The sequence below is a fragment of the Bifidobacterium sp. KRGSERBCFTRI genome (assembly GCF_025908335.1).
The window spans coordinates 3,303,130-3,314,303 of sequence record NZ_CP109653.1 but is presented as its reverse complement, the minus strand read 5'-3'; the positions used below and the strand labels follow the sequence as shown (position 1 = coordinate 3,314,303).

At 62.3% G+C, this 11,174-nt stretch carries 8 protein-coding genes and 1 tRNA gene; 1 reads left to right on the top strand and 8 read right to left on the bottom strand.

The features are described 5' to 3' along the window. Positions 1 to 1,005, bottom strand: a complete 1,005-nt coding sequence (locus tag OGI63_RS13925; protein WP_004218995.1) for an NUDIX hydrolase — start codon at positions 1,003 to 1,005, stop codon at positions 1 to 3. Between the two features lie 185 nt (positions 1,006 to 1,190). Here OGI63_RS13925 and OGI63_RS13920 point away from each other — a divergent pair, with 185 nt between their 5' ends. Then, positions 1,191 to 2,609, top strand: a complete 1,419-nt coding sequence (locus OGI63_RS13920; protein WP_004268865.1) for a CCA tRNA nucleotidyltransferase — start codon at positions 1,191 to 1,193, stop codon at positions 2,607 to 2,609. Positions 2,610 to 2,738: 129 nt separating this feature from the next. Here the strand turns inward: OGI63_RS13920 and OGI63_RS13915 are convergent, their stop codons facing one another. From OGI63_RS13915 to OGI63_RS13885, 7 genes are all read right to left on the bottom strand, one after another. After that, positions 2,739 to 3,365 carry a LytR C-terminal domain-containing protein gene (locus OGI63_RS13915; RefSeq protein WP_004218991.1) on the bottom strand — a complete coding sequence of 209 codons (627 nt, stop codon included), beginning with the start codon at positions 3,363 to 3,365 and terminating at the stop codon, positions 2,739 to 2,741. Between the two features lie 71 nt (positions 3,366 to 3,436). Next, the gene (locus OGI63_RS13910; RefSeq protein WP_004218990.1) at positions 3,437 to 4,393 is read right to left on the bottom strand and encodes a 4-(cytidine 5'-diphospho)-2-C-methyl-D-erythritol kinase; all 957 of its coding nucleotides are present in this window, start codon (positions 4,391 to 4,393) and stop codon (positions 3,437 to 3,439) included. Next, positions 4,390 to 5,283 (bottom strand): 16S rRNA (adenine(1518)-N(6)/adenine(1519)-N(6))-dimethyltransferase RsmA, encoded by an 894-nt coding sequence (rsmA, locus tag OGI63_RS13905; protein ID WP_004218989.1) that lies wholly within the window; start codon positions 5,281 to 5,283, stop codon positions 4,390 to 4,392. The genes OGI63_RS13910 and rsmA overlap by 4 nt, the downstream gene beginning before the upstream one ends. Positions 5,284 to 5,424: 141 nt before the next feature. After that, positions 5,425 to 6,972, bottom strand: coding sequence for a G5 domain-containing protein (locus OGI63_RS13900; RefSeq protein ID WP_004218988.1), 1,548 nt, complete (start codon positions 6,970 to 6,972; stop codon positions 5,425 to 5,427). A 377-nt stretch (positions 6,973 to 7,349) separates the two neighbouring features. Beyond that, positions 7,350 to 7,426, bottom strand: a tRNA-Thr gene (locus OGI63_RS13895). A 213-nt stretch (positions 7,427 to 7,639) separates the two neighbouring features. Beyond that, positions 7,640 to 8,677 (bottom strand): DsbA family protein, encoded by a 1,038-nt coding sequence (locus OGI63_RS13890; RefSeq protein ID WP_004218987.1) that lies wholly within the window; start codon positions 8,675 to 8,677, stop codon positions 7,640 to 7,642. Positions 8,678 to 9,056: 379 nt separating this feature from the next. Continuing rightward, positions 9,057 to 11,174 (bottom strand): serine/threonine-protein kinase, encoded by a 2,118-nt coding sequence (locus OGI63_RS13885; protein ID WP_004218986.1) that lies wholly within the window; start codon positions 11,172 to 11,174, stop codon positions 9,057 to 9,059.

Genomic DNA, 11,174 nt, shown 5'->3' with positions numbered 1-11,174 from the left:
TTAAGCCTGCCTATTCAGTTTCCTTGCGTACAGCCATGCAATCTTACGCTCATTGGGGTAGCTGAGCACATCGTCGAGGTCTGCGAAATCCACCCATATGGCGTCTTCGGCCTCGTGATCGGGGTCTCCTTCAACGGTGAGCTCGCCGCCCGTCTGCCGTAATGCGAAATGATGCACCAGCTTGTGGACGCGTTGACTTGTTCCGGTAAACCAATAGTCTATCGTGGCTATGGAATCTACCACCTCGCCAATGATGCCAGTCTCTTCGTGAATCTCGCGCACGGCGGTCTGCTGGGGCGTCTCGCCCTTCTCTATATGGCCCTTCGGCAGGCACCATTCAAGATGTCCGCTGCGCGAATGCCGGGCGATGATCGCCACGCGGCCATGCGCGTCGAACACGAGCCCACCGGCGGAGTATTCGCGGACCACCGGCAGTTCCTGGGCGTCGAGCGAGGCGAACGAGCTGCGGCGGTCGGTGCTGCGCCGCTGCGGCATCATTGCCGGGGTCGGTTTGCCTGGGTCACGCCGTGCCGCGTTGCGCATGGGGTGCGCCGGAACCGCTGTGCTCTGCGCCGGCACGGGCTGCGAGCTGTACAGGGGTTGCGTAGCGTGCAATGCCTGCATCATGCGTGCTGCATGGGCGGCCTGCGCCACCTGTGCCGGAGTCGGTATACGACGTGTGCCGCGCGCTTGATTCGGCACAGTGTCTTCCGAGGGGCCGGATTGTTCCTGCGCGGCTTCGTGGGAGGTCGGGTGCGACGGCATATCCGCCGGCGTCGGCATATGTGCCGCTTGTGTGGAAGCCGATTCGATCCGTTCCGCCCCGAGTTTCGCCTTGACTGCCCTGGCCTCATCGAGCACCGTGTTCAGATGCACCGTGGTGGTCTGCGATGTGTACATGAGTTCGTCCGGCACCAGCGGGTCGAAATCCGGGTCGTCGGGGCTCAGGGCATGGTTCACCGCAGCGTTGGCATGCATGCGAGCAACGTCTGCGGGAGTGATCATGGTTCCAACCATACTCAATAAATGTGCATATGGGTATCGGTATGCTTGATGGCGGAATGACGGGTGCTGCGGCCAAGGCATGCAGCCGTGGCGTTATGGGCGTTTCGCCGCTCTTGCGCACTCGTCAGGTTCTTGTATTGCAGATTGGGCGTTTCGCATGGGCGGGCGCAAATGAAAGGTGCGGCGTGAACTTCGAGGTGTGGCCTGAAGCGATTGAGCTGGGGCAGATGTTCGCAGATGAAGGCTTTGAACTGGCGCTGGTGGGCGGCCCGGTGCGTGACCTGCTGCTGCACCGGCGCTCGCATGACCTCGATTTCTGCTCGAATGCGCGCCCGGAGCAGTTCGAGCCGATTCTGCGGCGCTTTGGACACGATGGCTTCTGGGACATGGGCCGTAAGTTCGGCACACTCGGTGCGATGCGCCGACGGCCGGATGGCACCGAGGTCAAGGTGGAGGTGACCACCTACCGCTCCGACGTGTACGACCCGGATTCGCGCAAGCCGGAGGTGAGCTACGGCGATTCGCTCGAAGGAGATCTCTCCCGCCGTGATTTCACGGTGAATGCAATGGCGCTCACTGTGCCCGACCTTGAATTCGTAGACCCGTTCGGCGGGGCGAACGACCTCAACAAGCGGGTGCTGCGCACGCCGGTGGACCCATATCAGAGCTTCGACGATGACCCGTTGCGCATGATGCGAGCGGTTCGCTTCGTTGCGCAGCTCGGCTTCTCGATTGAACCCGAGACCGCCGAGGCGATCACGCGCATGACCGACCGCATTGAGATCGTCTCCGCGGAACGTGTGCGTGACGAGCTGACGAAGCTGCTGCTCTCCGACCGCCCGCGTGCCGGCATTGAGGCATTGGTGGATTCGGGTCTTGCCGATGTCGTATTGCCCGAGATTCCCGCTCTGCGCTTGGAGATTGACGAACATCACCGCCACAAGGATGTGTTCGACCACACGATGATCGTAGTCGACCGCGCGGTGGCATTGGAGACCGGCCCGGATGGCCCGGTGCCCGCCCCGGACCTGGTGCTGCGCTTGGCGGCCCTGATGCATGACATTGGCAAGCCGAAGACCCGCAGATTCGAGCCGGGAGGCAAGGTGAGCTTCCACCACCACGATGCGGTGGGTGCCAAGATGACGCGCAAACGGCTCAAGGCGCTGCGCTTCGACCACCATGTGGTGGAGCAGGTGAGCGACTTGGTCGACCTTCACCTGCGCTTCCACGGCTACGTGGACGAACCGTGGACCGATGCCGCCGTGCGCCGCTACGTCAAGGACGCGGGCCCGCTCTACGCCCGTCTCAATCGGCTGACGCGTGCCGATGCCACCACGCAGAACCGACGCAAGGCGCTCATGTTCGAGCATGCGATGGATGAGATGGAGGAACGCGTCGCCAAGCTCAAGGAGCAGGAGGACATCGATGCGATCCGCCCCGATCTCAACGGCGACGAGATCATGGCCGAACTCGGCATCGCTCCCGGACCGTTGGTGGGCAAGGCGTACCGACACATGCTTGAATATCGTCTCGACAACGGCCCCGTCGATCACGACACCGCTGTGGCCGAGCTCCACAACTGGTATGCCTCGCAAGCCGAGTAGCGCGCTGTGGGAATGCCGGTGTGCCGTGTGCGGGCCCCGGCCGACGCCCCCGCTTCGTCGAAGCCGCCGTAGCGAGCGTTTGACGAAGCGAGGTCCCACCCCGGCCACAATCATGCCGGAGGGCTAATGTCATCCCACGGAAGTGTGTTCCGGGGCCTTGGGAAGGTCTTTCATGTCGTTCGCCGGCTTGCAGCCCTCGATGTTCGGGATCTCGGAGCCGGTCTTGGGCAGTTCATCGGTTTTCGTGAGGTTCTGGAACGTGGCGCCCAGAATCACGTCCACCAGTTTGTCTTGCCGATCATCCATCTGCAGCTGGGCGTCCGGGAAGTTCGCGGCAAGCGTGTACGCCTGTGGAATGGCGTTCTTGCCGAACACGATGGTGGTGCGCTCCACCTTCGCATTGTCGTAGTTGTCAATGCTCTGCACCACGAATTCGCGGTTTTGCAGCGCCCGGCCGACGGCATTCGCGAACCCGGAGAACTTCGTGCCATTGAGCACGCGCGTGGTCACGGATTTGCTGTCGAGGTACTTCGGTTTGCTGCCATCTTCGGCAGGGGATACGCAGGGCGCCACCACACCGTGGTCCGCCCCTTCGGCAGTGGTCTTCACCTCGCCCAGACCACCGACGTGGAACAGGAACAGCGACGAAATGAACAGCGCGACCACGAGAACCGCGCCCACGACCGCGAACACGATCGTCTGGCGCCTGTGCACATACTCCCGGCGTTCTTCGCGGGCGTCATTATTCTCTGCCATGTCCATCCTTTACATGTAACCGGTGGTTCCAGTATCGCATAAGCCCTGACGCCCGGCGGTCCGGCTGCCCGCTACTCGGCTCGCATGAGCGGTGCGGCCGGTGCCTGTGCATCGATGATGCGGTCGACGGCCCCGGAAGCCTGCCATGCCGCGCGCGTCGCCTCGCGCACCCGGTCGTCAGGCACCACGGCGATTACAGTAGGGCCAGATCCGGAGACGAAGGCACTCGTCGCGCCCGCCTGCTGAGCTTCGCGGATGGCCACGCCGCTGCGCGGATGCAGCGAGACGGCGGCGTGCTGCAACTCGTTGAGGTCGCCTTCTCCTGCGCCGAGCACGTCGAAGGTGGAGTAGACTTCTGGCGTGCTCAGCTGCGACAGGTATGCGCCGACGAGCATGTGCACGCCATCGCCGGAAGGGGCATCTGCGAACAGATCGCCCACCGCATGTTCGATACGCGGGTCGGATGCGGTCAGATCCTTTATACGCTCGCCGAAGCCGGTGCCCAACGCCAGGCCGCCGGTGACGCAGAACGGCATGTCGGCGCCCAAGGCGGCCGCTATCTCGCGGAGTCGTGCCACCGGCCAATTGAGATTCCACAACGCATTGAGCGCGAGCAGTGTGCCCGCCGCATCCGCCGACCCGCCTCCCAGACCGGCTGCGACGGGAATGCGCTTCTCTATGCTAATGGAGACGTCAGGTTCGTGCCCGCTGGCCTGCGCCATCGCGAACATGGCAAGCACGGCGTGGTTCCTGCGCATATCGCTCGTCGACGCGGCCAGATCTCCCAAATGAGTGCCGGCGAGATCGAGGGAGAAGCCGGTGCCCGGTTCCTTGGCGGTCACCGTCACCGTGTCGTAGATACCCACGCCGCAGTAGATGGTCTCCAAGGCATGTCTGCCGCCCCATTCCTCACGGCGTTCCCCCACATGCAATGTGAGATTCGTCTTGGCAGGGCAGTCCACATGCACGCTGGCGTAGTCTGCGCGGAGCGTGGGGGTCTGGAATCGGGCGCCGTTGGGTGCGCTCATGCTTCAAGCTCCTTGCATGCGGTGGCGAGCGCCACGAATTCGTCTATGTCGAGCGTCTCGCCACGGCGAGTCGGGTCTATTCCCGCGCGTTCGAATGCGCCGGAGGGCACGATTTTCCTCAATGCCGCGTGCAGTGTCTTGCGTCGCTGCGCGAAGGAGGCGTCGATGAGCCGGAACACCAGATCGCGCCCCACACTGCGGTTGTTGGGATTGCGCGGGTCGTCTGCGGCATGGCGTTCGAACCGCACCAGTGCGGAATCAACGTTCGGCGCTGGCCAGAACACGTTGCGGCCAATATTGCCCACGCTTTTCGCGGTGCCGTACCAGGCGAGCTTCACGCTCGGCGTGCCGTAGACCTTGGATCCCGGCTGTGCGCTGAGGCGTTCGGCCACCTCTTTCTGCACCATCACGAGGAAGGAGTCGAGATTGCCGAATCGTTCGAGCAGCGTGAGCAGAATCGGCGTCGCCACATTGTAGGGCAGATTGGCCACCAGCGTGAACGTCGCGGCGTCGGCGAGCTGCGGCAACTGCGACGGCGTGACCTTGAGCGCATCCATGTTGACCACACGGAATCTGTTGGTCGCATTCGGCATGAACTCGGCGATCGTCTGCGGCAGGCGCTGTGCCAACGGCGGATCGATCTCCACGGCGGTGAGGTCGGCGCCGGTCTCGAGAATCGCCAAGGTGAGCGAACCGAGCCCGGGACCCACCTCCATCACCTGGTCACCGGCGTCGACGCCCGCCTCGCGCACAATCTTACGCACGGTGCCGGGGTCGATCACGAAGTTCTGCCCGAACTTCTTCGTCGGCGTGATGCCCTCTTCGGCGGCGATTCTGCGAATATCGGCCGCTCCCAGCAGGTTCCCGCCGTCTGCTTGCGCTGTGCCCATGCTTGCTCCCGAATCCTTGTGTGATCTTTGTGTGATCCTGTCCGTCAAATGCTCAATACCAAGTGTAGGCGTCCTCATCTGCTGCATGCGCGGCCGCACCACTGTCGGGCAGACCGGATGCGTGCCAACATGTGGCGCTCCTTAATACCACCCGTATTTCTCGGAGTGGGCCCACGCCTTGCTCGGACTGCCGTACTTCGGATGCGTGGCGATGTAGTTGAGCCCCCAGTCGATCTGCACGGCGGCGTCTTCTTTCCAGTTCTCGCCGAACTGTGCCATTTTGCTGCCCGGCAGGGATTGCGGTATGCCGTATGCGCCCGACGACTTATTCTCCGCATACCACAGCCAGCTTGATTCGCGGTTCCACAGCTTCACCAGATCTTCCCAGTTCTTGCCGGTCCACCCGTATTGTGCCGCGGCGCCGGCCGCATACGCTTGCGCGGCGCTCGGACTCGGCTTGCACAGGCGGCAATTCGATGGCGTGGGCTGTTCCGGTTGCTGCGTCGGCTTTTGGGTAGGTGTCGGCGTGGGCTTCGGCTGTTGGGTGGGCTGCGCGGACGGTTGCTGAGTAGGCTGCTCAGACGGTTTCTGTGTGGGCTGTGCGGATTGCGTCGGCTTGCTCGTCGGTTGCTCGCTCGGCTTCGCGCCGGGCTGCTGGCTCGGTTGTGCCGAGGGGGTGGGGGAGGATTCAGCACTTGGTTCCGCGGCGTCTCCGGTGTTGTTTTCCGTTGCGGACTGCTTGTCGTTCGTACCCGCGGAATTGCCTGCAGATTGGTCTGCGGATTGCCCTTCGTCGTTGGACGCGCCGGAGTTGTCTTCCTTCTGGGGCGTCTCTTTCACGGGTTCAGGCCCTATGGCGATGATCCGGTCGATTGGGGTGGACAGTGGGGTGGTGTCCAACAGTTCGCGGGAGTCCTCCTTGCCGTCCACGTAGGTCACGCGGTAGCGCAGCTGATTCTGCCCGTTCCTGCCCTCCTGCCGTACCTCAGTGGCCCCGGGTTCAAGCGAGTCGTCCACAATCGTCTGCGTGGAGAACGGAACATCCTCGGTTTCGGTGATCTCCTTGGTGGTCACGCGCTCCACGCGCAGAATGGTCTGCGAGCCGTCTTTCGAAACGCTCACGCGGTCGTTCTTGCCCAGCGTGATGCCTTTCGAATCGAGTATGGAGGCGGCGGGGAGCTTGCCGTTGGGGGCAATGAAGGTCTTGCCGTCCGCGATCACGGTGACCGGACCGTCGGCGTTGATCACCAGTCCGCCGGTGAGCTGGTTATACACGTTCTTGATGTCCACGGTGATGCGGTTCGCGGCCACTTCGTTCTGTTCGAAGAAGGCGATGAGCTGTTCCGCGCTGTCGGCGACCGTCCAGAACGGCATCTGCTGGCCGTCGATTGAGATGGTCGTCTGGTAGGCGCTCTGCACGGTGACGGTGGAGTTGTCGGTGAGCTGGCCCGGAGTGGATGAACGCACCAGATCGTGAGTCTTGAGCTTGACATGCTGTTCGCGCAGAAACCCGGGAATCGTGGTCGCGAACGTGGTGACGGTGGTGGTTTTGCCGTTCACCTCGAGCGCCACGGTTTTTCGTGTGCACACGAAGAAACCGAGCAGCAGGGCCACAATGGTGACCATACTCGACGCAATGCGAATGGTCCGCAATCGCATCATGCGCTGCGGAGTCCAACGTCTCGCCATGGTTCCTCTTTCCCGTTTTCCGTTGCAACAGAGCCCCTGCATCTTGCGCCGCAGGCGTGGTCGTCGAGCAGGTGCTTGTGAATATGCGCTATCGATTGTACCGACAGCAACTCACCTTCTGCATAGACAGTGAACGTGAATAAAGAAATGGCTTCAGCGCCGAAACGCTGAAGCCATTGAGGTAATAGGGGGCGAGAGAGAAGGGGGTTATCTCGCCCCCGTTGAGCGCGACCGCTAGGGGAGGGTCGCTGCTCAGTCCAGAAGTCTCATGGTTGGGGGGAAGACTTCTGGATCTTACTCGTGGTAAGTGTTATTCAATTATCAATTCAAAGGAAATGTACCTTCATTGTACGCGATACACTCCCCAGACACAACCGTGGAGCCTCCTGTCGGGATCGAACCGACGACCTGCCGCTTACAAGGCGGCCGCTCTGGCCATCTGAGCTAAGGAGGCGCAACGTGCGCTCGACGTCAACAGCTGAGCATAGCAGATGCCCGGAATCGCTGGCAAACCGGCCACGCGCGTGTCACACAGAGCTTTCACAATCTCGGCTCGGTATGTGGAATATATCCACGGCCGTCACAGAGTATACCTCACATGAGGCGAGGGCATGGTGTACGCGCGTGTCTAGCTGCAGATTTCGTGGCCCCGCTATCGCCGGGTGGGTCACTGTGAGTTCGTGGCAGCCCCGGCGTTGTCGTCGGCATAGCCGATGAGCGGCTTGCCGGTCGCGCCAATCGACGGACGCACCTCGGCATCACCCACCTTGTTCTGGGCCAGGCCGATTGCCTCGAGGAACGCCTCGGCGAGCGTCTTGTGGCTTGTGACCTCGCTGCTGTTCATATCCCAGTAGTAGCCGTTGATCGTCATCGTCGGGGTGCTCATCGAACCCTTGAGCTGTCCGGAGCGGTTGAACAGCTCGGAACGGGTGGGGGTGTAGGTGTTCACGGCATCGAGCCACTTGTCGTAGCCGCGCTGCATCGCCTTGCCCTGCACATCCTTGGAGATGCCGGTGCCATCCATGCGGACCTTAATCTGGTCGTCGGTCACCTGTTTGTACCCGGAACCCTCTTCGGGTTGGAAGTCCTTGGCGTAGAGGTTCGTGATGAAGTTGAGCAGATGATTCGGGTCGTCATCGTGCTCGGCCACGTAGATTGCCGCATTGGCGGTGCGGCTCGAGTAATCGTCGACATTGTTCGAATCGCCGTTGATCCACGAGTAACGGTCCATGAAGCTCATGATGTGCAGATCGATGTTGATCTGGCCCGCATCCATCATCTTCACGAGGTCCTGGTCGAGGTTGCGGTTGAGATTGCCGCAGCCGGGGCACATGAAGTCCATGTAGATTCCCACGGTGGGCACGCCCTCCACCGGCTTGTTATAGCCGTTCTTCGACATGAGCAGGCCTCCGAGCTCGCTGGCCTTCGCCGGCTTCACCTTGGAGTCCTTGAGCGTGGCCTGCGCTGCGGATTGCTCGTTCGCCGCCTCCTGCTGCCTGGCGGCACTCGGGTGCGTGTTGCGATAGACGGCGATGCCGGCGATGGCGATGAGTGCGATGAGCACCACGGTGACCACGATGCCGATGATCGTCTGTGTTCTGCGTTCCTTCTGCAGTCGCTCGCGCTTGGCTTGTACGCGTGCCTGCTCCTCCTGCCGGCGTTGAGCCCGGCTTTCCCGTTTCGGTTGCTTCGAATTTGCGGCCATGCCCGTCCTTTCCTTACCCTAAGCAGTCTATGGCAACGCCCATGCTTTGGCAATCGCGTGCAGCTGCGGCATTCGGGGGAGGGTGAGCTTGGGTCTCGCCTCGTCAGGGCGTCTCGGTACGGCGGCTTCACTGATGCGCTTCGCGAGGCCCGTCTGCCTGATATGCGGTGTTCATGGGAAGAAAAATTGGGACCGCGTATTTTCTTCCCAGTTAGATGCCTCTTCGCGGGAAGAAAATATGCGGGATCGATTTTTCTTCGCAGATAGGAGGTCTTTCACGGGAAGAAAAACCTGCGCTGCATATTTTCTTCCCATTTGGGGATGACTGATGAATGACTGGTGCAGTGAGGACTGGGCCCGGCCTCCCGCCTTGCCGGCTCTAGAAGCCGGACCACGGCAGAATGGGCCACCAATCGATGCTTGGCGTGGCTTCCAGATTGAAGATGGTGAGCGCGAGCATGATCACCCATATGCCGAGGACGATGAAACGGCGGATGTTCCGATGGTTGCCGTCAGGGCGCAAGGCGAGCCGCTGTTTGGGGCTCAGGCCTACAATCACGCCCGCACCCGCGCGCAGATTCGCGGAATACGGGCCGAATTGCGTGACGGCCCATGCAATGGCGGCCGATATGGCGAGCCATAGGCCGTTGATGCCGGTGGGGGAGCCGGCGAGCAGCAGCACGGAGTCGAGCCGGCTCCAGGGCGGCTCAGGTGGCAGCGTGTAGTAGGCGCCCGGTAGCCGCACGAGATAGATGGCGGCGAGCATTAGCGCCACATAGATCGCCCAGAACAGCAACAGACTCCAGAGCGACATGAACAACGCCGCAAAGGCATGCCACGGCAGCTGGGCCACACGCAACACCTTGGACCCGCTGCCCTCCTGCCCATTGCGCCTGAGCACATGGGCCACATGTGTGTTGAGGTTCATGCCCAACGTGAGCTCCACCCAGATCAGCATGCTGGCGGCGATGCCTGCGCCCATGGGGCAGGCGGCGGCCAAGGCCATCAACGGCAGTGTGGCGAGCAGCACGGGGAGAATCCCGCGGGTGCGGTGCATGCGCACGGTGTTCTGGTACGCAGTCGCGACCGGTCCGTAATCACTGGGCAAGGCAGGTGCCTGCGGGGCATAAGCGCCATTGGGCGCATCATATTGGGGCTGGTCGAGATTTGGGGAGGCCCCTGCGTTGTTTGCCTCAGGGCCGACGGGTTGGAACCCGGTTGCGGATTGCATGGGGCGCATGGACTGAGTCGCCGCTTCGAGGGGTGGTGTGGCCGCAAGTGGGGTGGTCGGTTGCGGCCGGGGCATCGTCGCCGTATGCTCGGAGTCCCACTTCCGGGGAAAGCTCTGTTGGGGTAAAACCCTTGTGCCGCCTGTGCTCTCGGCGTCATTGAAGGAAGGTGTGACGATATCGCCATTGTCGTTTGCCGCATGCGATGCCTGGGCCATAGGGGGGAGGGGCACCGTACCTGTGGAGGCATTCACCGGCATGGCCTCGGTGGGCAACGACTGGCGGTGCCATAACGTGCGTGGGTTCTCCACACGCTCATGGGTACTGAGCACGCTGCCTGACACCCCGGGCGCATCGGTTTCCCTGCGCCCTATGCGGCGAAGGTCAAAAGGGAGCATCGCCTCGCCGTCACTGGTCCACGCGTCGGTTCGAATGGCCTCCAACAGTTCCTGTGGGGTGCAGCGTTGGGCCGGGTCGGGGTCCAATGCGGCGCGGAACGCCTCCAGTGTGTGCGGGGGCAGCCCTGCCAGATTCGCGTGACCGGATGCCTCGCGTTGCAGCACCGCCATCATGGGCGATGTGCCGAACACCGGTTCGCCGGTCGCCGCGAATGCGAGCACCGAGGCCAACGACCACCAATCGCTGGCCGCCGTGGATTCGGCGCCCTCGATGACCTCGGGGGCAATGAAGCCGGGTGTGCCCATCACGAGCCCGGTGCTGGTCACATGGCTTTCGCCCGGCGTCATCGCGATGCCGAAATCCACGAGCACAGGACCCGTCACCGAGATCATCACATTGGTCGGCTTGATGTCGCGGTGCACAATTCCCGCCTCATGCACTGCATGCACGGCGTCGATGAGCTTGCTGGAGAGCCGTTCGAGATCGTCTCCCACATACTTGCCGTTATGGCGAACATCCTCACGCAGATTTTCGCCCTCGATGAGTTCGGTCACCAGGAATGCCAGCGAATCGTCTATCTCCATGTCGACAATCTGGCAGACTCCCGAATTGCGGATCTTGCGCATAGCCACGGCCTCACGGCGCAAGCGCTCACGGGCGACCATCTGCGCGCGGTATTCGGGCGAATCCGGATTGCCGTCGTCGGAATCGGAGAGCGACGCCCGAAGGATCTTCATCGCATACGCATTGCCTCCGCCGTCAACGGCGCGCCATACGGAACCCATGGCACCGGAACCAAGGCGTGACTCGAGCGTGTAGCCGCCCACCACGTCTCCGGGCTGCAATTGCAATGCGTATACATCAGTCAT